The organism is Burkholderia oklahomensis C6786 (genome assembly GCF_000959365.1).
GTDB classification, from domain to species: Bacteria; Pseudomonadota; Gammaproteobacteria; order Burkholderiales; family Burkholderiaceae; genus Burkholderia; species Burkholderia oklahomensis.
In genome coordinates, this window is the sequence record NZ_CP009556.1 from 2,615,341 (window position 1) to 2,635,217 (window position 19,877).

The following is a 19,877-nucleotide window of genomic DNA, read 5'->3' on the forward strand; positions in this document are numbered from 1 at the left end:
GAACACACGCCCGCAGCCGCGCCGCCGCGGACATGCGGCAACGCGGCCGTCATCGCAGGAGACGTTCGAATCGGCAAGCGCATCAACGCGCGGCGGCGATCACGTCGGCCACCGCGGCCGTCAGCTTCTTCGCGTACGGCACGTGCAGGAACTCGTTCGGCCCGTGCGCGTTCGACTTCGGGCCGAGCACCCCGCACACCATGAATTGCGCGGCCGGGAAGCCTTCCTGCAGCACGTTCATCAACGGGATCGTGCCGCCCAGGCCCATGTATGCGCAGTCGGCGCCGAAGTGCCGGCGCGACGCGTCGTCGAGCGCCGAGCCGAGCCACGGCGCGACGTCCGGTGCGTTCCAGCCGGTCGCCGCGCCTGCATCCGGCTTGAACGTGACCTTCGCGTTGTACGGCGGATCGAGTTCGAGCAGCGCCTTCAGTTGCTGGACCGCCTGCGCGGCGTCGACGAGCGGCGGCAGCCGCAGCGACAGCTTGAACGCGGTGCGCGGCCGCAGCACGTTGCCCGCGTTCTCGAGCGCGGGCAGCCCTTGCGCGCCCGTGACGGACAGCGACGGCCGCCACGTCGAATTGAGGAGCGCCTCGCGCGGATCGGTCGTCGTCGGCAACACCGGCTTGCCGTCCTGCCCGCACGCCCACGGCAGCCCCTTCCACACGGTGTCGCCGAGAATCGACGCGGCCGCGTCGGTCTCGCGCAAGCGGCTCGCCGGCACGTCGCAGTGGAACGACGACGGCAGCAGATTGCCGGTCCCCGCATCCTCGAGCCGCTCGAAGAGCTGCCGCATCACGCGGAAGCTCGATGGCGCGATCCCGCCGTACACGCCCGAATGCACGCCCTCCTCGAGCACCTCGACCTGAAGGTCGCCCGACACGAGCCCGCGCAGCGACGTCGTGAGCCAAAGCTGATCGTAATTGCCCGCGCCCGAATCGAGGCACACGACAAGGCTCACGTCGCCGAGCCGCGCGCTGAGCGCGTCGACGTACGGCAGCAGGTCGTAGCTGCCCGATTCCTCGCAGGTCTCGATGAGGCCGACGCAACGCGGCCGCCCGATGCCTTGCGCGTCGAGCGCGCCGAGCGCCGCGAGGCTCGCGTAGATCGCGTAGCCGTCGTCCGCGCCGCCGCGGCCGTACAGCTTGCCGCCCTCGAACTTGGGCGTCCACGGGCCGAGGTCGGCGCGCCAGCCGTCGAATTCGGGCTGCTTGTCGAGATGGCCGTACAGCAGGATCGTGTCGGTGCTGTCCGGGCGCGTTGCGGGCGTCTCGAAGAAGATCACCGGCGTGCGGCCGGCGAGCCGCACGATCTCGACCTTCAGGCCCTCGACCGGCTGCCGCTCGGCCCATTGCGCTGCGTCGACGACGACGCGCTCGATATAGCCGTGCTTCGCCCAGTCGGGGTCGAACGCGGGGCTTTTCGCGGGCACCGCGATGTAGTCGGTCAACGCATGCAGGATCTCGTCGTTCCATTTGCGTTCGATGAAATCGGCGAGGCGTTCGTGGTCGATGATGGGAGCGGGAGCGGTGGTCATGGCGCTGAACAGGCGAACTGTCTGACGGAAGTGGAGTGGCGATGATAGCGCCGATGCGGGCGGTTACGCACGCGTCGAAAAGGCGATGTGCGTTGTGCGATGCAACTCGTTGCTTCGTTTCTCCGCGCCGGTCGAGGGGCCAATCATGCGGACGAAAGCGAGATCGACATCGAGGTCGAATCGAACCGCCGTCCGGCGCGTTTGTCGGTGTCGATCGCATATCGACATCGCACGCCGAATGCCACGGCTCGGCTTGCGTCGCGCGATCGCCGCCGAGCCGAATCGGGCCGCGCCGGCCGCCGTCGCGGCGGCGCCTTCTCGACCGCCGGGCCGCTCGCGCGCCGACGCTCGCTAACGCGCATCGAAGCTGCGGCGATACGCGGCCGGACTCGTCGCCGCGATCCGTCTGAAATGCCGGCGCAGCGACTCCTCCGAGCCGAATCCCGCGAGCGCGGCGACGCGCGAGACGGGCAGCGCGGGATCGCGCTCGATCATCTCCTTCGCGAGCCCGACCCGCTCGCGGATCAGCCACTCGTACGGGCCGAGCCCCGTCGAATCCCGGAACTGCCGCTGCAGCGTACGCGGGCTCATCGCGGCGCGCGCGGCGAGCGTCGCGAGCGTGTGCGGCCGCGCAGCATGCGCGCGCATCCAGTCGATCAGTTTTGCGAGCCGATCGCCGCCGACGCTCGGCAGCGGCCGCGGCACGAACTGCGCCTGGCCGCCGTCGCGATGCGGCGGCAGCACGAGCCGCTGCGCGACGCGATTCGCGATCGCACTGCCGTGATCGCGGCGCACGAGATGCATCAGCATGTCGAGACCCGCCGCCGAGCCCGCCGACGTGACGATCTGCCCTTCGTCGGCGTAGAGCGCATCGGGATTCACGCGCAGCGACGGATAGCGCGCCTGCAGGCGCGCCGCGTAGCGCCAGTGCGTCGTGACGGTCGCGCCGTCGAGCACGCCCGCCGCGGCGAGCACGAACACGCCCGAGCAGATCGAGCAGAGCCGCGCGCCGCGCCGGCGGGCCGCGCGGATTTTCCTCAACAGCGGCTCGGGCGGTGTCTCGTCCGGATCGCGCCAGCCGGGAATCACGATCGTGTCCGCGCGATCCATCAGCGCGAGCCGATACGGCGCTTCGACCCTGATGCCGCCCGCCGCGCGCACGGGCCCCGGCTCGCTCGCGCAAACCGCGAAGCGATACCAGTCGACACCGAGCTCGGGCCGCGGCAGCGCGAACAGTTCGACGACGCAGCCGAATTCGAAAGTGCAGAGCCGGTCGTACGCAAGCGCGACGACGAGATGATTGAGCATGGCGCGATGTTACCGGAAGTTGTCGATCGCGCCACTGTCGCGCCGCGCGTGCGATCCGGATACTGAGCGCTCGTTCGCAACCGCCCCATCCGACACGAGGAGAACCGGGCATGTCCCACGTCACCAAGATTCCCGCCGCCGACAGCGCCGCCGCCGTCGCGCACTTCGCCGCATCGCTCGGCTTCGAGACCGATTGCTGGGACGTCCACGACGCGCTCGCGTCCGGCGCGCCCGATTTCGTGCTGCTGGACGTGCGCGATCCCGAGCGCTACGCGGCCGGACACGTGCCCGGCGCGCTCAATCTGCCGCACCGAAAGATCATTGAAAGCAAGGTGTCCGAATTTGCGCGAGACACGTGCTTCGTCGTCTACTGCGCGGGTCCGCACTGCAACGGTGCGGCGCGCGCGGCGCTCAGGCTCGCGCGTCTCGGGCGACCGGTGAAGCTGATGCTGGGCGGCATGACGGGCTGGCTCGACGAAGGATTCGCGCTCGCGTCCGGCAACGGCGCGTAACGCAGCGCAAGGCGCCGATCGATCGGTTACGAAACCGCAACAATTCGTTGTCAGCACAACAACCGGAAAAGCGCGACAATCAGTCCCATCGCACGTGCGGCGTCAAGTCGCACCGCAGCACGGATGGAGAAGCATCATGCAGATGGAAATTCTGATCCAGGTTGTCGGCTCGGTCGTCGCGGTCGCGCTCTACTTTCTTCCGGCGATCGTCGCCGATCGCCGCCGCCGTCGCGACAAGCTCACGATCGCGCTGTTCAACGCGCTGTTCGCCTGGACGGGAATCGGCTGGCTGTTGACGCTCTACTGGGCGCTGCAGCCGAACGCGGCCGAAGATTTCGCCGGCGAAGTGCGGCTCAAGCGCCGCGCGCTCAGCATGAAAACGTTCTCGACGGGTCTCGTCGAACGTGTGCAGCGGCGGATCGCCGCCCAGGAACGCTAGACGGAGAAGCAAGGCACGCGCTGAACCTGCGCGCGCCCGCATCGCTTCCCGTGCTTTCCCATGCCGTGCCGATCGACGTGAGCGGCACCGTGCCCCTTCCACGCAAACGGCAATGCCGCGCGCCCGTTCGGGCCGCGGCGCATCGCCCGGCGGTCACGCATCCGCCGGCTTCCTGACAAATTCTTTACGTCGCGGCGCGCTCCCGCATCACGCCTGCATGCCGCCGCGCACCGAGAGCGAGCGCATCCGCGCGAGCCCGGCCGAAATCGTCCGCGGCTCGAGCACGACGGCGTCATTCGGAAACATCTCCTGGCGAAACTCGCCGTGCTCGTCGAACCATTGGCAGATCACCCACTCGCCCGTGTCGAACACGACCGGGCCGGCATACGTCACCGTCATGCGTGGGCCGCCCGTCTTGAGCGTCACGACATCGCCGATCCGAAATGAGGGGGTATGCGTATCACGGTAAGTCGTCATGGTGGCCTTTTCTCGGAAATGATTTATTTATTCATTTTTCCGGATCTTCGATCCGGCTATTTCTTCATCCCCGGAGATTAGCAATCGACGGAATAACCGGCAAGTCGCCATTAAAATTTTTTCCCGATTCGGGTTAATAAGTCGCAGCATCGTTACGGCCCTTTGGCCGCTCCGGCGGCGTGCCGGCGCGGCCACCTAAGAGGCGTTCGGCGCGGTTTCATTTACGACACGCCAATCGCCGCCGTTCTAAATCGACGCACCGATACGTGGAAACGTTTCCAATCGTGGCGCGAATTGATTTTCAAATTCGCCGTGAGAAATTGGCAGCGCCTGAATATCGCCGGATGAAAGATTTTCGCAGTCCGCGCGGATGCGGCGCTGCGTTCAGACGACGTACGCGCCCTTCGCGTGCAGCTCCGCCTCGGCCTGCTCGAGCGCCGCGATCGCGTCGCCGCCTTCGAGCGCGAGCAATTGCGCGACGAGCGCTTCGACCAGCGCGTGCGCGGCGACGAGTGACGGAAAGAACGACGGGCTGTCGTGCGCAAAGATCAGTTGCGCGTCGGCATGCAGCGCGATCGGCGACACCGCGCTGTCGGTGATCGCGACGATCTTGCCGCCGTGCGCACGCGCCGCCTGCGCGACGCGCGTCGCTTCGGCCGAATATGGCGCGAAGCTGACGACGACGGTCACGCTGTGCTTCGCGATCGTCCTCAGCTCCATGTCGAGCGAACCCGCGACACCCGTCAGCAGCGATACGGTCGGCCGGAACAGCCGGTAGCCGTAGACGAATCCGAACGCGACCGGATAGCACGAGCGAAAGCCCGCGACGTGCACGTGCGCGGCCTTGCGGATCAGCTTCGCCGCATCGGCGAGCGCCTGCGCGTTCTGCGCGGCGGTCGCGTCGAGGTTGTGCTGCTGCGCGGCGAGCAGATCGGCCGCGAGCGACGCCTTCGCGTTCGGCTTCACGAGCGAGCGGGCGCGCTGCGTGAGCGGCTGCGGCCGCGTGCGCACACGCGCGACGAACAGATCGCGCAGCTCGTTCCAGCCCGGAAAGCCGAACAGCTGCGCGAGCCGCACGAGCGACGCCGGCTGCACGTTCGCGCGCTGCGCGACCTTGCGCATCGACGACACGGCCACCTCGTCGGGATGATCGAGCAGGAACGCCGCGCCCACCTGGAATTGCGGGCTCAGCTCGGAAAATTGCGCCCGAATCAGGGACGCGAGTTCGTCGAAATCGGCGGGCATCGTGATCGCGGAAAAAGTCGATCGAACATGGTATCACCCGCCCCGCGCGCGCGACGGGCGTGAATGCCGCGCGGCGCAGGCGGTAAAGGCGTTTGCAGCGACGTGCAGGGGGATGCGCGGATGCGTCAATCGATCATGCCGGAAAGCCGGAGGCTCGATCGCCAGCCGACCCCTCCGCCCATTCGACCTCCCTCGATCACGTCGATCCTCCGATCTGCAATCCTTCACCCGTCGCCCCGCCAGTTCCCCGGCCATTTGCCCCGTCGATCGTTCGATCGCCCGACGACACACGCCCGGCCGCGCTCCGCCCCGCATTTCCCGACGCTTTAAGCCGCCGCTAAGCATCGACCGCTTATCATTCCCGCAAGCGGCATGCACGCACACGCGCGCACCGCACTCTGACGGAATCACGAAACATGCGCGTATTGCTCGTCGAAGACGATCCGCTCATCGGCAGCGGGCTCGAACAGGGGCTGAAACAGGAGGGCTTCGCGGTCGACTGGGTGCAGAACGGCGACGCGGCGACGCTCGCGCTGCGCACGACGCCGTACGCGCTGCTGCTGCTCGACCTTGGGTTGCCGGACAAGGACGGCCTCGCGGTGCTCGCCGCGCTGCGGCGCCGCGACGACGCGCTGCCCGTGATCGTGATCACCGCGCGCGACGCGCTGCCCGACCGGATCGCCGGCCTCGATTGCGGCGCCGACGACTACCTCGTCAAGCCGTTCGCGCTCGAGGAGCTGCTCGCGCGCATCCGCGCGGTGAACCGCCGCCAGGCGGGGCGCGCGCAGACGGTGCTCGCGGTCGGCGCGCTGCGCCTCGATCCGGCGCGTCATCAGGTGTGGCGCGGCGACGAGGAAGTCGCGCTGTCGCCGAAGGAATTCGTGCTGCTGCACGAGCTGATGCGCGAGCCGGGCGCCGTGATCTCGCGCGAGCAGTTCGAGGAGCGGCTTTATAGCTGGGGCGAGGAAATCGAGAGTAACGCGGTGCAGGTCCACATCCACAATCTCCGCAAGAAGCTCGGCCACGACACGATCCTCACGGTGCGCGGCGTCGGCTACCGGATCGGAGACGGCGCATGACCGGCGCGCCGCGCGGCTTCGTGCGCCGGCTCACCGCGTCGTTGCGCGGGCGGCTCCTGATGTGGCTGCTGCCCGCCGCGTGCGTCGTCGGCGTGCTCGCGAGCACGGGCACTTACTGGGGCGCGCTGCGCGAGCTCGACGACCTGCTCGACGACCAGATGCGCAGCATGTCGAAGCAGATCCAGGTCGACGACAGCGGCAAGCTGTCGATCGAGGGACGCGACAAGAGCGGGAAGCGGCATCCGGCGGCCTACGATTCCGACGACGTGCTGCTGCAAGTGTGGCGCGACGGCAAGCTCCAGTTCACGACCGATCCCGCGACGCAATTGCCGCCGCCCGACGCGACGGGCTTCGTGAAGCTCGACGCGGGCGGCCAGCGCTGGCACACGTACGTGCGCGAGAGCGCGGGCACGACGATCCGCGTCGCGCAGCCGCGCCAGGCGCGCTGGGAAGCAATCGCGGGCATCGCCGTGCATCTGCTGTGGCCGGTGCTGTCGCTGCTGCCGCTGCTCGCGATCGGGCTGTGGCTCGGCATCGGCTACGGGCTGCGGCCGCTCGGCGCGGTCGCGGCGGGCCTGAAGCGCCGCCACGCGAACCATCTCGACCAGCTCGACATCACGACCGTGCCGACCGAAGCGCAGCCGCTCGCCTCCGAGATCAACGACCTGCTCGCGCGGCTCGACCGCTCGTTCACGCTGCAGCGAAATTTCATCGCGGACGCCGCGCACGAGCTGCGCACGCCGATCATGGGCTTGTCGATCCAGTCGCAGCTATTGCAACGCACGACGAGCGCCGACGAGCGCGCGCGCATCCTCGCGCAGATCCAGGCCGCCACGACGCGCCTGTCGCATCTCGCCGAGCAGTTGCTGACGCTCGCGCGCCTCGAGCCCGAAGCGCAATCCGCGCCGTTCACCGACATCGATCTCGCCGCGCTGTGCCGCTCGGTCGTCGCCGAGCGCTCGCGCGTCGCGAACGCGCAGCATGTCGATCTCGGCGCGGTCGGCACGACGCCCGTCCGCGTGCAGGGCAACGCCGACACGCTGCGCGTGCTGCTCAACAATCTCGTCGACAACGCGATCCGCTACGCGGGGACGGGCGCGCGCGTCGACGTCGTCGCGCGCGCCGACGCCGACGGCGCGCCGGTGCTCGAAGTGCGCGACAACGGCCCGGGCATTCCGGAGGCCGATCGCCCGCGCGTATGGGAGCGCTTCTATCGCGGCGGCGGCGCGCAGCTCGTGTCGGCGTCGGGCAGCGGGCTCGGGCTGTCGATCGTCAAGCGCATCGCCGAGCAGCATCGCGCGGCCGTGTCGCTCGCGAGCGGCGCCGACGGGCGCGGGTTGACGGTCACGGTGCGTTTCGACACGGCGCGGCAGCCGTGAGCGTCTCGGCGCGCGCTCGCACCGGTCGGCCGGGTTGCTCGCCGACGGACGCGACGCGCGCGTGATGTCCGTCGCGTGCGTCTCGCGTTCGTCGCTTGGGGGACTCGGCCATTGCGCGCCGCATCGAGCGCACTTGTCCACATTTTTTGTTGGCAAGCTTGTGGACATCCTGGGTGCGCCATGCTCAACTCGTTGATCCGGCGAGCTTTTGTCGAGCCACTCAGATAAGCGGCACCGCGTGCGAAATGACGATTTCACGCGCACGCGTCGGAGCATTCACACGAGCCGAACGCGCATCGCCCGACCGATTCGATCATCCGGCACGCTCGATGGCCGAACCGCTTTTCCACATTTTTTGTTGGCAAGCTTGTGGACATCCTGAGCATCCGACACTCAACTCGTTGATCCGGCGACATTTTCCCGAGCGCATCAGGAAAGTGGCAGCGCGTGCGCGCCCATCGCACGCCGGTCGCCGGTCGAATGCGCATCGGCGGGCAGCAAACCGCCCGGCCGCTCCGATGCGCCGCTTGCGTCGTCGAAGGCGCGACTTTTCCACATTTTTTGTGGTCAAGCTTGTGGACATCCTGAGCACCCGATGCCCAAGCCATTGATCCGGCGACATTTTCCCGGACGCGTCAGATAAGCGGCAAAGCACCGCGGCGAAAGCCCTTCCGCTCGCGTCGGCGCACGGCGACGCTCGATGTTCGACGTCCACGGGCGTTGCCCTGTCGAGATCGGCCGGCGCAAATTCGGCTTCCGAATTTCTCGCCTGCCTCGCCGAGTTTTTCCACAATTTTTGTTGGCAAGCTTGCGGACATCCTGAGCATCCGGCGCTCAACGCATTGATCCGCCGGCATTTTCCCGAATACGTCACACAAGCGGCAACGAGCGCGAAGCACGCGGGCCACGGCGCTCGGCCTCTCCACTCCGGAAATCGCGTCTCGCGCAAAGCACTCGGCAAGTTCGCGACGCAGGCTTTGCGAAGCGGCTTTTTCCACATTTTTTGTTGGCAAGCTTGTGGACAAGCTGAGTATCCGATGCTCAACGCATTGATCCGATGAGACTTTTCCGGAAGCGTCAGAAGTGCGGCAATTCAGCCGGAATCGGCTCGCAGGGCCCGCAGCGCAGTCGATCCGCCTTCGAGCCGCCCCATCTCCGCGCATGCTTCGATCAACAATCCACAACGAATTTTCGACCCTAGGGTTTTCCACAGATTTTGTGCGCAAGCTTGTGGATATCTCGCGCATCCGAGCGCCAAGCGATTGATGCATCAGGGTTTTTCCGAAATCGTCGTATTGTCGGCACAAAGCCTTCCGAAGCCTCGGCGACGATGTGCGGCATCCTGCGCGCGCATGCGAACGCGCACGGCGGCCGGCGCGCACGCATCGCGCCGGCCGCCGTGCCGTCGTCACGTCCCCACGCCCTCCCGCCCTTCAGTCCGGATAGTCGAGCGTCGGATACCAGTCGGCACCGCGCCCTTCGGGCGTCATGTCGAGAATCGTCCACAGCGGCATCGGGTCGGGTGCGCCGCGCGGGTCCTGCCCCGGGTCCACGCTCCAGCCGCCCAGCTCGCCGCTCCAGAAATGGCGGATCACGCCGTCGCGGCGCGTGAATACGTTGATCGCCGGATCTTCGCCGCCGTCGGCGTTGATCGCGTGATAGTCGCGGCTGTAGCGGCCGTCGAGATCGCAGTACAGCTTCAGGTCGCGCCAGCCGCGCTCGCGCTTGAACGCGACGAGCCGCTCGAGCGGCGAGCGCGCGACGACCGCGAGCGCGACGCGCTGCTCGACGTCGCGCGCCTCGCCGTTCCATGCGCCGAGCAGCGACGTGCACATCGGACACGGACGCTCGCGCTGCGGCCCGAACATGTAGCTGTAGACGACGAGCGTCTGCTTGTCGCCGAACAGCCCAGCGAAGTCGCACGGGCCGCGCTCGCCTTCGAAGCGATAGCCGCCCGTCACTTCGCCGCCCGGCGGCAGCGTGCGCCGCAGCGCGGCGACGCGCTCGACATGCCGGCGCAGCTCGATCTCCTCGGCGAGCAGCGCGTCGCGCGCGCGGCGATACGCATCGCTTTCGTTCGGCCAGCGCGTCGCGTTGCGCTTCACGAGCTCGGCGGCCGGCGTCAGCGTAGAACTCACTGTCATGTCTGTCTCCTGATATCGATCGAACGATTCAATCCCGGTCGGGCGCGCCGAGCGGGAACAGGTGCCGATACGGACGCGCCTCGTCGACCGCGCGCGCGAACGACGGCCGCGCGAGCAGCCGCTCGCGATACGCGCGCGCGCGGCGCAGCGACGCGTCGATCGGATGCACCCAGTCCGCATAGAAGAGCGACGGCGCGGCCGAGCAATCGGCGAGGCTGAACGCGCCGCCCGCCGCCCAATCGCGGCCTCCGAGCGTGCCGTCGAGCCACGCGTACGACGTGTCGAGCATCCGGCGCGCATCGGCGACGCCGTGCGCGTCGCGCTCGGCTTCCGGGCGCAGCGCGTCGAACACGATCTTCTGCAGCGGCGTCGACACGTACATGTCGAAGAAGCGGTCCATCATGCGCACGTCGAGCGCCGCGCCGGCGTCCGCGGGCAACAGCCGCGCGGGCCTCGGGTAGCGCAGGCCCAGGTATTCGACGATGATCGTCGACTCGACGACCGTGCGGTCGCCGTCGACGATCATCGGCATATGCTTGAGCGGCCACCGCGCGGCGAACTCGGCGTTCGCGTCCGGGGCGTCGCCCCCCAGCAAGCGCCACTCGAACGGCAAGCCGCACTCGTACAGCGCGACCAGCACCTTCTGGCAATACAACGAAAACGGGTGTCCGTAGAACTTCAGGCTCATCGCCTTCCCCCTCGGTTGTGGCGGCGCGCGCGATGCGCGCCCGCCGCCCGTCGAAAGACGCGCGGCGGGCCCCGCCGCGCCGCGCCGTGCGCTCGCGCCGCCGACGCGCGCACTGCGCGTGCGTCGGCGGCTTTCGCGCTCATCGCGCGGGGGGCGCGCACTTCTCCATCCCTTCGCGGATCTGCTCCGGGGTCAAGTCCTGCTTGTGCGTCGCGACCGACCAGCGATGGCCGAACGGATCCTCGATCTGGCCGTAGCGGTCGCCCCAGAACATGTCGGACGGGGGCATCGTCAGCTTCGCGCCCGCCTCCACCGCGCGCGCGATGACGGCATCGACGTCCGGCACGTACAGATGGATGAACACGGGCGAACCTTTCAGCGTTTTCGGCCCGAGCGCGCCGCAGTCCGCCATTTCGTCGACGAGCATCAGCGTCGAATCGCCGATCCTGACGGCCGCGTGCATCAGCCGGCCGGACTCGCGCGACGGCAGCCGCGAGACTTCGACGGCGTCGAACGCCTTCTTGTAGAACTCGATCGCGGCGGCGGCGCCGTCGCAAATCAGATGAGGGGTCAGCGAATGCATCCCCTCGGGGATCGGTTTGACTGCGGTAGGCATGATCGCGGCTCCTTGGCTCCGAATGGTTTCATCGACGAGCGCGCCGCTCGCGCGGAGACGCTCTATCGCCACGACGAACGAATCCGGCGGAAATCGACATGCGTCGCAAAATAAATTCTAGAGGGCGGGAAGCGGGCCGCAACCGGCGCGATCGGGGATCGACGCCGCGCGGCGGATTGCGGCGCGGCGGATGACGCCGCGCCGTTCGTCGAACCGCATCCGTCCGATCGGAACAGGCACACGGCGGATGACGAAGTGAAAGGAAAAGGAATCGGTCACGCGCGGCGGCCGCGGCCGCCGGTTATCAACAATTTCTGTCGACAAACATGTGGATATCCTGAGCACGCGCGCGCCAACCCGTTGAAACCACGGCGCTTTCCGCGGCGCGGCAATCCGCGGGCAGCGGCCGCGCGCGGCGCGCGGCGCGTCAGCGCTTTTCGAGATTCGCCTTCAGCTCGCTTGCCTTGTCGCGCAACGCCTCGTAGCCGGACCGCGCGTGCTCCGGCAGGTCGGGATCGCCGACGAGCGCGCCGAGCGTCTCGATCAGGCTGAACAGGATGCCCTTCGCCGCGCCGGCCGCGATGCTCTGCGACTGAATCGATTCGTGCAGGTGATCGACCGCCGCCTCGAACTGCTCGAGCTTCGGCTGATCGTCGTGCGGACGTGCATCGTCCGGCTTCTCGTTCGTCATGGTGATTGCCTCCAATATCGGCGCGTTGCGAATCGTTGATCGATGCCGTCATTGTATGGCGCGCGGCGCGCGCCGGACGCGAGCCAGCGCAATCTTTACAGCACCGCGACGACGCGCGCGCCGCCGGGCTCGGCCGCCGCGACCACCTGCCCTTCGACGCGCCGGAACGTCAGCGACACGCTGTCGTCGCCGACGCGCAGATCGTCGACCCGCAGCCAGTCGACGCCTTCCGGCAGCTCCGGCCGCTCGATCCGCACTTCGCCGCGCGCCGCGTCGACCGAGATGCCGAGGCACGCCTGCAGCATCATGAACGGCGCACCCGCCGCCCACGCCTGCGGCAGGCATGCGACCGGATACGCGGTCGGCGGCTCGCCGCGCCGGCGCGGGAAGCCGCAGAAGAGCTCGGGCAGCCGCATGTCGAAGCTCACGGCCGCCTCGAACAGCGCGCGCAGCAGGTCGAGCACCGAGCGCTTGTCGCCGTAGCGCGCGAGGCCGCGCGCGGCGAGCGCGTTGTCGTGCGGCCAGACCGAGCCGTTGTGATACGCCATCGGATTGAAGCGCGGCTGCCCGGCCGCGAGCGTGCGCACGCCCCAGCCGGTCCTGAACAGCGTCGTGCCGAGCACGCGCGCGACCGACTCGCCGCGGCTCTGCTCGGGCAGGCCGAATGCGAGCAGATGCGCGGCGTTCGACGCGAGCACGCGGCACAGCTCGCCGCGACCGTCGACCGCGATCCCGTAGAAGCCCGCTTCCGGCATCCAGAACAGCGTCTCGACCTGCTCGCGCAGCGTCTTCGCGCGCTGCGCGTAGCGCACGGTGTCGACCGCGTGGCCGCGCCGGCGCGAGAACTCCGACATCGCATCGAACGCCGCGCACGCGTACGCCTGCACTTCGACGAGCGCGATCGGCCCGATCGGAAAGCGGCCGTCCGCATGGAACACCGAATCCTGGCTGTCCTTCCAGCCCTGGTTCGCGAGACCGCGCGCGGACGTGCGCTGATAGTCGACCAAGCCGCGCGGATTGCGGTCGCAGACGCTCATCACCCATTGCGCGGCGCGCTCGAGCGCGGGCCACAGCTCGTCGATCAGCGCCTCGTCGCCGGTGTGCTCGAGATACGCGCCGGCGAGCACGACGAAGAGCGGCGTGGTGTCGACGCCGCCGTAGTAGAGCGCGAACGGCACTTCGCCCGTCGCCGCCATCTCGCTCCGGCGGAACTCGTGCATGATCTTGCCCGGCTCCGCGTCGCGAAACGCGGACGTCTCGCGCGCCTGATGCTCGGCGAGAAAACGCAGCACGCCGCGCGCGAGCGACGGCTGCAGCCACAGCATCTGCAGCGACGTGATCACCGCGTCGCGGCCGAACGGCGTCGAGAACCACGGGATGCCCGCGTACGGATACGGGCCGGTTTCGAGCGACGTCGTCAAGAGGCCGAGGTCGGCGAGCGAGCGGTCGAGCCATGCGTTGAAAAGCGGATTGCTCGTGTGCACGCGCGCGATCGTGCGCCGCCGCTCGCGCATCGCGCGATGCACGTCGGAGAGCGCCTTGCGCAGCGCGCCGCGGCCCGTCGCGATGCACGGCCGCTGCGCGAACGCGCCGCCGCCCGGATGCGCCGCGCCGATGCGCGCCTCGACCGTCAGGTACAGCGATATGCACGCCTGCGCGGCGATCGTCAGCGTGTAGTCGGCGCGATCGACCGACAGCGTGTCGGGCTTCGGCTCGAAGCCGATCTGCACGCTCCGCTCGACGGCGTCGAGCCCGTCGTAGCGCAGCTTGACCGCGCCCGCCTCGACGCACGGCGGCGCGACCGCGCCGCGCCGCTCGCGCCGCGATCCGCGCACTTCGAACATGTCCTTGAAGTCCGCGCCGAACGACACCGACAGCGGCACCTCGGCGTCGCTCGTGCCGTAATTCGTCAGCGTGAGCGCCTCGTACAGCACGTTGTCGGCGAGCACCCGCATCCGCTCGATGTGGATCACGCCTTCGGGCGTCTCGCGGCCGCCGAGCGGCGGCAGCGGGCGGTTCGTCAGGTGCGCGGCGAACGACGCGTTGTCCACGCTCGTCGCGCCCGACAGCAGCGACGGCGCGCGGCCGCCGAACGTCAGCCGCCATTGCGACAGCACGCGCATGTCGTCGACGAAGAAACCGTCGTCGTGGCCGCCGATGTCGCCGAGCGCGTCGCTGACGACGAACGCATCGCCCGTCTTCAGCACGAACTGGCTGCCGCGCACGGCCGTCTGCGTGTCGGGCTCGGGCGCGATGAACGCGGGCGGGGACGGCGTCGCCGTCGTCTGCGCAGCGGTCGCGGGTGACGATGCGGACGCGGCCTGCGGCGCGCGCGGGGAAGAAGTGTCGGCTTGCCTCGGCATCGGAACTCCTGGGCTGGACGCGGCGCGCCGGGTGCGCCGCGTTTTCCGCACAGGATAGGACAGAACGCGTCGGGCGCGCAGCGTCGGCCGGGGCGCGATCATGCCGATCACGCGTATTTCGCCGATTTTGCGGTCTTTGGCGAGGCGCTGTCGGAGGGATTGGCGAGTCGAGGGATCGGCCGATCGATGGATCGACTGGGCTATGGGGCTATGGGGCTGCGGGCTGCGGGCTGCGGGCTGCGGGCTGCGGGCTGCGGGCTGCGGGCTGCGGGCTGCGGGCTGCGGGCTGCGGGCTGCGGGAAGATAGGTTAATGGGTCGATGCGCCGACACGGCGCCTGATCGACGTGCCTCCATGCGCCGACGGCCCCCACCGGCCGCGTCACCCGCCGCGCGAACGCGCCCGCCAGCCGACGCACTGCATGCTCACGCCCGGATCGGCAACGCGCGCCCACCGCGCGCTTTCATCTTCACCGATCCTTCCGATCATTTCATTTTGATGTCGAAAATCCGACAAACAATAAACCCGAGCGCCTCTTAATTATTGAAAATTTACTTCGGCATTCGAATAGATATTAATCTCATTATTTATATTGATCTGCCTCAAGGCAGAAAGCCCGCCGTCCGACACGATGAAAACGACACCCGCCACATGAACGGAGGCCATGATGGAAATTTCGTTACGAGACTTGCTGACGGTACTGCACGGAATGGGATTCGGCGCGTTGTTCATGCTCGCCTTTTCCGGCGCGCTCGCCGAACTCTATCGGATGTCCGCGCTCGGCGTGTCCGCCGTGCCCACGCCGCGCGAGCACCGGCTGCTGATGATCTATCTGTCGGCGATGGTGATCCTCGCGTGGGCAACGGTGTTTTCCGGCGCATACGTCGTCTATCCGTGGTATCGCGCAGTGCCGCCCGCCGGCCTGACCGATCTCTCGAATTATCCGCAGCGTCTGTTGATGTCGAGCCGCGACACGTCGGGCTGGCACAGCCTCGGGATGGAATGGAAGGAGCACGTCGCCTGGCTCGCGCCGATCGCGATGACGATGGTCGCCTACGTGTTCGGCAAGTACGGCCCCGCGCTCGGCAAGCAACGCCGGATTCGCAGCGCGGTGCTGGCATTCACCGTCGTCGCGTTCATCGCGACGGGCGTCGCGGGCGCATTCGGCGCGTTCCTCAACAAGTACGCGCCGGTCCGTGGCGGCGCCGCCATCCATCTCATGACGGGAGAATGAAGATGCATACCTCTCATCCGCGCACCGCCGCGCAGCAGACCGCTGGCGCAGGACAACGTCAGTCATCCGTCGTGAACGAGCCGGCGACCGCCTCGTCGCACGCGAACGCACCCGCTTCGGCCGACGTACTGCCGAACGGTCCGGCCGCCGCCGCCATTCTCGCAGCCGGCATCGGCTGCTTCGCGGTCGGGCTCTTCGCGCTCGCCGGCGACGCATTCCGCTCGATTGCGCATTTCTTCACGTTCTACAAACCCACCGGGCCGCTTTCGGGCGTGACGACGAGCGCGATCGTCGTCTGGCTGCTGTCGTGGGCCGTGCTGTCGCGCTGGTGGAACGCGAAATCGGTCGCGCTCGGCCGCGTCACGGCCATCGCCTTCGTGCTGTTGACGTTCGGCATCCTGCTGACCTTCCCGCCGTTCATGGATCTGCTGCAGGGCAAGTAGCCGCGTGCATGTCGAGAGGAGCGTCGCGCTCCCTTCGACATGCTCGGCGCTTCGCTCGTCGTGTTGCGTAAACGCCAAAGCCCATGGCAACGACCTTCGACGGCTGATCCAAATCAATTTCCATGAATGCGGCGCTCTTACATTCGAATCACCGATACCGATCGATTCATCGAACAATTAGTTAGCATCACGACTAATTTTAAAAAATCGAAATGATTTTGAAAGAAAATAGATAATTGCAAAGGACATCGGTAAAAACACCCATTGGAATGCCTAGTAAAAAAGGCTGTTCCTAAACGGGAACCTGTTCGACTAGCCCTAACGAGAAACAAGAAGGGGGGGCGGTATGTTAAATCGCATCCGTCGCGGTCTCGCCGCAATACTCGCATGCGTGTCCGGGGTGCTGTTCCTGTCGAACGACGCCGCTGCGGTACCGGCGTTCGCGAGACAAACCGGGCTCGCCTGCGTCGCCTGTCACGTGAGCTTTCCGGAGCTCACGCCGTTCGGACGCTTCTTCAAGCTGACGGGCTACACGCTGTCGAACAAGTTCACGATCCCGCTCGCGGGCATGGTGCAGCTATCGCAAACCAACACTCGTTCGATCGACAACCGGAACTACGACTTCGTCCGCAATCAGGACGTCGTGCTGCAGCAGGCGAGCCTGTTCTACGGCGGCCGCATCGCGGGTCCGGTCGGCGCGTTCGCGCAGTGGACGTACGACGGCATCGCGCACCACAGCGGCATCGACAACACCGATATCCGCGCAGCCGGACATTTCACCCGCGACGACATCGACTTCATCTACGGCGTCACGGTCAACAACAACCCGACCGTCTCCGACGTCTGGAACAGCACGCCGGCGTTCGGCTATCCGTACGCGTCGAGCAGCGTATCGCTCACGCCGACGGCAAGCACGCTGATCGACGGCGGACTCGCGCAGCAGGTCGCGGGCTTCGCCGCATACGCGTTCTGGCAGCGCAGCATCTATGCGGAAGTCGGCTTATATCGGACTGCCGATCAGATGTTCTCGGTGTTCCGCACCGGCCAGGACATCAGCACGCCGGGCGGCGTTAAGCGGCTGCGTGGCGCGAATCCGTACTGGCGCGTCGCGTACAACCGCGAATGGGGCCCGCATTCGCTGATGCTCGGCACGTTCGGCCTGATCGCGGACGTGTATCCGGACAACACGATGCCCGCGACGCCGACCGACCGCTTCATCGACATCGCGCTCGACGCGCAATATCAATATCTGACGCTGTCGCACGCGTTCACGACGCAGCTCGCGTTCATCCACGAGAAGCAGAACTGGAGCGCGAGCTTCCCGAGCGGGGGCATCGGCGCGGGGCCGACGCCGGCCAATCCGACCGATCATCTGAACACGTTCAAGGCGAAGGCTTCGTACTACTACCAGCGCAAGTACGGCGCGACGCTCGCGTACTTCTCGACGACGGGCGACACCGATGCGGGGCTGTACGGCCCGACGCCCGTGACAGGCAGCGCGAACGGCAGTCCGGACACGCGAGGCGTCATCGCGGAGCTCGACTATCTGCCGCACCCGCAGGTGAAGCTGTCGCTGCAGTACACATGGTTCCTCAAGTTCAACGGGGCGCGCTTCAACTACGACGGCAACGGCCGAAACGCGAGCGACAACAACACGCTGTACTTCCTCGCGTGGTTCGTGTTCTGAGGTCGACCGAGCACATTCATCGCCAACCCGCTTGCCCCGCCGAGAACGATCATGAAGAAGCTGCTTGTGTTACCGATGTGGGTCGCGGCGCTCGCCGCCGCGCTCGGCGGCTGGCCCGCCGTCTCCGCGCACGCGCAGGACGGCGCGCGGCTCGCCGCGCAGCTCTGCGCCGCCTGCCACGGCGCGCACGGCCGCAGCGAATCGCCGATGTTCCCGCGGCTCAGTGCGCAGACGAACGAGTATCTGACCGCGCAGCTCAAGGGCTTTCGCGAGCATGCGCGCGGCGAGACCGACGCGCGCGCGTACATGTGGGCCATCGCGTCGCAGCTCGACGACGCGACGATCGCGTCGATCGCCGACTACTACTCGCATCAGGAGCCGACGCCCGGCGAACCCGGCGATCCGGCGCTCGTCGCGAAGGGGCAGGACATCTTCGAGCATGGCGTGCCGGAACAAGGCACGCCGGCGTGCGCGTCGTGCCACGGGCAGAACGGGCAAGGCGTCGGCACGTTCCCGCGGCTCGCGGGGCAGCACGAAGCCTATCTGTTGCGGCAGATCGAGGTGTTCAAGAACGGCACGCGCGCGAATGCGCCCGTGATGAGCGCGGTTGCGCATACGCTGAATACCGATCAGGCGAAGGCCGTCGCGGCGTGGTTGCAGTCGCGTTAGCGACGAACGGCGGGCGGACGGGCACTTGACGACACGGCCGAATCAGCGATTCAGGCCGATATCGTCCGCGTCTTCGTCGCCGGCCTCGAACCCGCCCCGCCCCATCGCCGCGCCGGCGCCGCGCACCGCGCAGGTCAGCGGATCGTCGGCGACCCGCGCGACGAGCCCCGTTTCGTCATAGAGCCGCTTGCCGAGATGCGCGAGCAGCGCGCCGCCGCCCGTCAGCACGATGCCGCGATCCGCGATATCCGTGATGAGCTCGGGCGGCGCATTCTCGAGCGCGCCCTTCACCGCGCTCACCACCTGGTTCAGCGGCGCGGCGAGCGCGTCGGCGATGTCATGGTTGCTGAGCTGAATCGTGCGCGGCAGGCCGTCCGCGACGCTGCGCCCGACCGCGTGGATCGACTCCCGCGGCACCCGGTAGCTCGCGGCGCCGATCACCTTCTTCACGTGCTCGGCCGTATGCTCGCCGAGCAGCACGCCGTACACGTTGCGGACGTGATTGACGATCGCCGCGTCGAACTGGTCGCCGCCGACGCGGATCGCCTCGCGATAGACAATCCCGCCGAGCGCGATCACCGCGACCTCGGTCGTGCCGCCGCCGATGTCGACGACCATCGACCCGACCGCCTCCATCACCGGCAGCCCCGCGCCGAGCGCGGCGGCGAGCGGCTCGCTGATCAGGCTGACCCGCGACGCGCCCGCCGCGAGCGCCGCCTCGCGGATCGCGCGCTGCTCGACCGCCGTCGCGTTCGACGGCACGCAGATCGTGAACTCGACGCGCCGCCCGAACAGCGAGCGCGCGTGCGACATGCCGACGAACTGCCGCATCATCTGCTCGGCCGCGTGATAGTTCGCGACGACACCGTGCCTGAGCGGCCTGACGGCCTCGAGATGCTCGGGCGAGCGCCCGAGGAGCGCCTTCGCCTGCTCGCCGACCGCCTCGACGCGCGCCTTCTCCGCCGGGCCGCCCCGCTTGCGGAAGCAGACGACCGACGGCTGATTCAGCACGACGCCGCGATCGCGGACGTAGATCTGCGTGCTCGCGGTGCCCGGATCGACCGCGACGTTATGCGCAAAGAACCTTCCGAGAAAGGGTGCCGCCATCGTGAAGCCTCTATCGAATCGAATGGAAGGATTTTGCGGATGCGTCGCCGGCCGCCCCCCGGGCCGGTTGCCGGCGACGAGCACAATCCACTCAGTCGCTTAGCGGCAGGATGCCTGAATACTTTAGGAGATTTCGTGAATTTTCTATAGAGTGCCAGGCCGCTTTGCGCCGCCCGCCAGGGCGGTTCGCGACAACGCGTGGTCGCGGCCCGACAAAAGCGGTACTCTCTCGCTTTTGCCGATTCCGGATCGGCCCTCCCGAT

21 protein-coding genes are annotated in these 19,877 nt (G+C 67.7%); 8 read left to right on the plus strand and 13 right to left on the minus strand.

Annotated features, from left to right (window positions below; genetic code table 11):
- Nucleotides 1-82: 82 nt before the first annotated feature.
- Nucleotides 83-1,534 (minus strand): M20 family metallopeptidase, encoded by a 1,452-nt coding sequence (locus tag BG90_RS29275; protein WP_010118185.1) that lies wholly within the window; start codon nucleotides 1,532-1,534, stop codon nucleotides 83-85.
- 351 nt (nucleotides 1,535-1,885) lie between these two features.
- Entirely contained in the window at nucleotides 1,886-2,842 is a 957-nt protein-coding gene (gene ftrA / locus BG90_RS29280) for a transcriptional regulator FtrA (RefSeq protein WP_010118183.1), read from the minus strand.
- Nucleotides 2,843-2,952: 110 nt separating this feature from the next.
- Between ftrA and BG90_RS29285 the strand changes: the two genes are divergently transcribed.
- Together BG90_RS29285 and BG90_RS29290 are read left to right on the plus strand one after the other, a co-directional pair.
- Entirely contained in the window at nucleotides 2,953-3,354 is a 402-nt protein-coding gene (locus tag BG90_RS29285; RefSeq protein ID WP_010118182.1) for a rhodanese-like domain-containing protein, read from the plus strand.
- Nucleotides 3,355-3,490: 136 nt separating this feature from the next.
- A complete protein-coding gene (locus tag BG90_RS29290; RefSeq protein WP_010118181.1) occupies nucleotides 3,491-3,793 on the plus strand; it encodes a superinfection immunity protein in 303 nt (100 codons plus the stop codon).
- 207 nt (nucleotides 3,794-4,000) lie between these two features.
- Here the strand turns inward: BG90_RS29290 and BG90_RS29295 are convergent, their stop codons facing one another.
- Nucleotides 4,001-4,270 (minus strand): YodC family protein, encoded by a 270-nt coding sequence (locus tag BG90_RS29295; RefSeq protein ID WP_010108402.1) that lies wholly within the window; start codon nucleotides 4,268-4,270, stop codon nucleotides 4,001-4,003.
- Nucleotides 4,271-4,654: 384 nt separating this feature from the next.
- On the minus strand, nucleotides 4,655-5,515 hold the full coding sequence (locus tag BG90_RS29300; RefSeq protein WP_010118180.1) for a MurR/RpiR family transcriptional regulator: 861 nt from the start codon (nucleotides 5,513-5,515) through the stop codon (nucleotides 4,655-4,657).
- 416 nt (nucleotides 5,516-5,931) lie between these two features.
- Here BG90_RS29300 and BG90_RS29305 point away from each other — a divergent pair, with 416 nt between their 5' ends.
- Both BG90_RS29305 and BG90_RS29310 read left to right on the plus strand, forming a co-directional pair.
- Entirely contained in the window at nucleotides 5,932-6,594 is a 663-nt protein-coding gene (locus BG90_RS29305; RefSeq protein ID WP_010108399.1) for a response regulator, read from the plus strand.
- A complete protein-coding gene (locus BG90_RS29310) occupies nucleotides 6,591-7,973 on the plus strand; it encodes a sensor histidine kinase (RefSeq protein WP_010108397.1) in 1,383 nt (460 codons plus the stop codon). The genes BG90_RS29305 and BG90_RS29310 overlap by 4 nt, the downstream gene beginning before the upstream one ends.
- Nucleotides 7,974-8,608: 635 nt before the next feature.
- Here BG90_RS29310 and BG90_RS35925 read toward each other — a convergent pair.
- From BG90_RS35925 to BG90_RS36555, 8 genes are all read right to left on the minus strand, one after another.
- The gene (locus tag BG90_RS35925) at nucleotides 8,609-8,998 is read right to left on the minus strand and encodes a hypothetical protein (RefSeq protein ID WP_124072325.1); all 390 of its coding nucleotides are present in this window, start codon (nucleotides 8,996-8,998) and stop codon (nucleotides 8,609-8,611) included.
- Between the two features lie 408 nt (nucleotides 8,999-9,406).
- Entirely contained in the window at nucleotides 9,407-10,117 is a 711-nt protein-coding gene (locus BG90_RS29315) for a DUF899 family protein (RefSeq protein ID WP_010118178.1), read from the minus strand.
- 28 nt (nucleotides 10,118-10,145) lie between these two features.
- Nucleotides 10,146-10,805 carry a glutathione S-transferase family protein gene (locus BG90_RS29320; RefSeq protein ID WP_010118177.1) on the minus strand — a complete coding sequence of 220 codons (660 nt, stop codon included), beginning with the start codon at nucleotides 10,803-10,805 and terminating at the stop codon, nucleotides 10,146-10,148.
- A gap of 139 nt (nucleotides 10,806-10,944) precedes the next feature.
- Nucleotides 10,945-11,421, minus strand: coding sequence for a VOC family protein (locus tag BG90_RS29325; protein ID WP_010108391.1), 477 nt, complete (start codon nucleotides 11,419-11,421; stop codon nucleotides 10,945-10,947).
- Nucleotides 11,422-11,538: 117 nt separating this feature from the next.
- Nucleotides 11,539-11,745: a hypothetical protein gene (locus BG90_RS35930; protein ID WP_124072324.1), complete on the minus strand. Its 207-nt coding sequence runs from the start codon at nucleotides 11,743-11,745 to the stop codon at nucleotides 11,539-11,541.
- Between the two features lie 103 nt (nucleotides 11,746-11,848).
- Nucleotides 11,849-12,112, minus strand: coding sequence for a hypothetical protein (locus BG90_RS29330; protein ID WP_010108389.1), 264 nt, complete (start codon nucleotides 12,110-12,112; stop codon nucleotides 11,849-11,851).
- A gap of 95 nt (nucleotides 12,113-12,207) precedes the next feature.
- Nucleotides 12,208-14,475, minus strand: a complete 2,268-nt coding sequence (locus tag BG90_RS29335; protein WP_010108387.1) for an amylo-alpha-1,6-glucosidase — start codon at nucleotides 14,473-14,475, stop codon at nucleotides 12,208-12,210.
- Nucleotides 14,476-15,014: 539 nt separating this feature from the next.
- A complete protein-coding gene (locus tag BG90_RS36555) occupies nucleotides 15,015-15,206 on the minus strand; it encodes a hypothetical protein (RefSeq protein ID WP_162474154.1) in 192 nt (63 codons plus the stop codon).
- On the opposite strand from BG90_RS36555, the gene BG90_RS29340 reads away from it, so the two are divergent.
- The 4 genes from BG90_RS29340 (at nucleotide 15,142) to BG90_RS29355 (ending at nucleotide 18,507) form a co-directional block, all read left to right on the plus strand.
- Entirely contained in the window at nucleotides 15,142-15,708 is a 567-nt protein-coding gene (locus BG90_RS29340; RefSeq protein WP_038802059.1) for a hypothetical protein, read from the plus strand. The two genes, BG90_RS36555 and BG90_RS29340, sit on opposite strands and share 65 nt — an antisense overlap.
- Complete coding sequence (locus tag BG90_RS29345; RefSeq protein WP_010112740.1) at nucleotides 15,705-16,151, plus strand: hypothetical protein; 447 nt, start codon at nucleotides 15,705-15,707, stop codon at nucleotides 16,149-16,151. Before BG90_RS29340 ends, BG90_RS29345 begins: the two co-directional genes overlap by 4 nt.
- Nucleotides 16,152-16,497: 346 nt before the next feature.
- Nucleotides 16,498-17,838, plus strand: a complete 1,341-nt coding sequence (locus BG90_RS29350; protein ID WP_081464463.1) for a cytochrome C — start codon at nucleotides 16,498-16,500, stop codon at nucleotides 17,836-17,838.
- A gap of 51 nt (nucleotides 17,839-17,889) precedes the next feature.
- On the plus strand, nucleotides 17,890-18,507 hold the full coding sequence (locus tag BG90_RS29355; RefSeq protein WP_010112744.1) for a c-type cytochrome: 618 nt from the start codon (nucleotides 17,890-17,892) through the stop codon (nucleotides 18,505-18,507).
- Nucleotides 18,508-18,549: 42 nt separating this feature from the next.
- On the opposite strand, the gene mreB is transcribed toward BG90_RS29355, so the two are convergent.
- Nucleotides 18,550-19,614, minus strand: a complete 1,065-nt coding sequence (gene mreB / locus BG90_RS29360) for a rod shape-determining protein (protein WP_010118173.1) — start codon at nucleotides 19,612-19,614, stop codon at nucleotides 18,550-18,552.
- Nucleotides 19,615-19,877: the final 263 nt, after the last annotated feature.

Excerpts from the sequence above, each read along its gene's own strand:
- BG90_RS29275 (WP_010118185.1), bottom strand. The coding sequence starts at position 1,534 with ATGACCACCGCTCCCGCTCCCATCATCGACCACGAACGCCTCGCCGAT.
- ftrA (WP_010118183.1), bottom strand. The coding sequence starts at position 2,842 with ATGCTCAATCATCTCGTCGTCGCGCTTGCGTACGACCGGCTCTGCACT.
- BG90_RS29285 (WP_010118182.1), top strand. The coding sequence starts at position 2,953 with ATGTCCCACGTCACCAAGATTCCCGCCGCCGACAGCGCCGCCGCCGTC.
- BG90_RS29290 (WP_010118181.1), top strand. The coding sequence starts at position 3,491 with ATGCAGATGGAAATTCTGATCCAGGTTGTCGGCTCGGTCGTCGCGGTC.
- BG90_RS29295 (WP_010108402.1), bottom strand. The coding sequence starts at position 4,270 with ATGACGACTTACCGTGATACGCATACCCCCTCATTTCGGATCGGCGAT.
- BG90_RS29300 (WP_010118180.1), bottom strand. The coding sequence starts at position 5,515 with ATGCCCGCCGATTTCGACGAACTCGCGTCCCTGATTCGGGCGCAATTT.
- BG90_RS29305 (WP_010108399.1), top strand. The coding sequence starts at position 5,932 with ATGCGCGTATTGCTCGTCGAAGACGATCCGCTCATCGGCAGCGGGCTC.
- BG90_RS29310 (WP_010108397.1), top strand. The coding sequence starts at position 6,591 with ATGACCGGCGCGCCGCGCGGCTTCGTGCGCCGGCTCACCGCGTCGTTG.
- BG90_RS29315 (WP_010118178.1), bottom strand. The coding sequence starts at position 10,117 with ATGACAGTGAGTTCTACGCTGACGCCGGCCGCCGAGCTCGTGAAGCGC.
- BG90_RS29320 (WP_010118177.1), bottom strand. The coding sequence starts at position 10,805 with ATGAGCCTGAAGTTCTACGGACACCCGTTTTCGTTGTATTGCCAGAAG.
- BG90_RS29325 (WP_010108391.1), bottom strand. The coding sequence starts at position 11,421 with ATGCCTACCGCAGTCAAACCGATCCCCGAGGGGATGCATTCGCTGACC.
- BG90_RS29330 (WP_010108389.1), bottom strand. The coding sequence starts at position 12,112 with ATGACGAACGAGAAGCCGGACGATGCACGTCCGCACGACGATCAGCCG.
- BG90_RS29335 (WP_010108387.1), bottom strand. The coding sequence starts at position 14,475 with ATGCCGAGGCAAGCCGACACTTCTTCCCCGCGCGCGCCGCAGGCCGCG.
- BG90_RS29340 (WP_038802059.1), top strand. The coding sequence starts at position 15,142 with ATGGAAATTTCGTTACGAGACTTGCTGACGGTACTGCACGGAATGGGA.
- BG90_RS36555 (WP_162474154.1), bottom strand. The coding sequence starts at position 15,206 with ATGAACAACGCGCCGAATCCCATTCCGTGCAGTACCGTCAGCAAGTCT.
- BG90_RS29345 (WP_010112740.1), top strand. The coding sequence starts at position 15,705 with ATGAAGATGCATACCTCTCATCCGCGCACCGCCGCGCAGCAGACCGCT.
- BG90_RS29350 (WP_081464463.1), top strand. The coding sequence starts at position 16,498 with ATGTTAAATCGCATCCGTCGCGGTCTCGCCGCAATACTCGCATGCGTG.
- BG90_RS29355 (WP_010112744.1), top strand. The coding sequence starts at position 17,890 with ATGAAGAAGCTGCTTGTGTTACCGATGTGGGTCGCGGCGCTCGCCGCC.
- mreB (WP_010118173.1), bottom strand. The coding sequence starts at position 19,614 with ATGGCGGCACCCTTTCTCGGAAGGTTCTTTGCGCATAACGTCGCGGTC.